This is a genomic window from Kocuria sp. CNJ-770, from assembly GCF_001942375.1.
In the GTDB taxonomy this organism is placed as follows: Bacteria; Actinomycetota; Actinomycetes; order Actinomycetales; family Micrococcaceae; genus Kocuria; species Kocuria oceani.
In genome coordinates this window covers 1-1081 of record NZ_MKJW01000072.1, presented here as the reverse complement: position 1 = coordinate 1081, position 1081 = coordinate 1, and the positions used below count along the sequence as shown (strand labels likewise).

Here is a 1081-nt window from a genome sequence, read left to right as displayed (position 1 = left end):
AAGTCCCGCAACGAGCGCAACCCTCGTTCTATGTTGCCAGCACGTGATGGTGGGGACTCATAGGAGACTGCCGGGGTCAACTCGGAGGAAGGTGGGGATGACGTCAAATCATCATGCCCCTTATGTCTTGGGCTTCACGCATGCTACAATGGCCGGTACAAAGGGTTGCGATACTGTGAGGTGGAGCTAATCCCAAAAAGCCGGTCTCAGTTCGGATTGAGGTCTGCAACTCGACCTCATGAAGTCGGAGTCGCTAGTAATCGCAGATCAGCAACGCTGCGGTGAATACGTTCCCGGGCCTTGTACACACCGCCCGTCAAGTCACGAAAGTTGGTAACACCCGAAGCCGGTGGCCTAACCCCTTTGTGGGAGGGAGCCGTCGAAGGTGGGACTGGCGATTGGGACTAAGTCGTAACAAGGTAGCCGTACCGGAAGGTGCGGCTGGATCACCTCCTTTCTAAGGAGCCGTTGACCACCGTGTGGTGGTCGCCCCCGCTTGAGTGCCCGTTCGTGGTGCTGGTGGGGTGAGCTCATGGGTGGAATGTCAACGAGCAAGCGGCCGCGCCTCGTGTGCCGGTCGGGTTCTTCTTCAGTACCTGCGCTGCTGCGCCGGTGTCCTCTTCGGGGGGTGCCGGGCGGTGGGGTGGTGGAACGGTGGGGTCCGTGCCGGTGGGGGTGTGGTCCATGGCGCACTGTTGGGTCCTGAGACAACAGGGTCCTCGTGCTCTGTCGGTGCCTGTGCTGCTGTCGTCCCCTTCCGTGGGGGGTGGTGGTGGCCGGGTGTGGCGGGGTGCGGGGGTGTGTTGGCTCTGAAATCGTCCCGGCGCTCCACCGGTGTGGTGGGCGGGTGCTGGTCCCCTTGGGGGGTCCGGGGTCCGCCGAGCACACCAGGGTGTGGGGTGTGTGGGTTGTTGTTTGAGAACTGTATAGTGGACGCGAGCATCTTAAGAACGCCCGTGCCGTGTTCCTGGGTCGCTGCTTCGGTGGTGGGCCGGGGTGTGGTGCGGGGTGTTCGTGATTGATCGCCGCCAGGAACTGCGAGAGCGTCTGTGGCGCTGGTGCTGCTGCCTTCGGGTGGGGG

General features: G+C 62.7%; 1 rRNA gene. It reads left to right on the top strand.

Annotation, left to right across the window (positions count from 1 at the left end):
* Positions 1–457: ribosomal RNA gene (locus BJF77_RS03240) — 16S ribosomal RNA — on the top strand; the annotation flags it as partial.
* Between the last annotated feature and the right edge of the window lie 624 nt (positions 458–1081).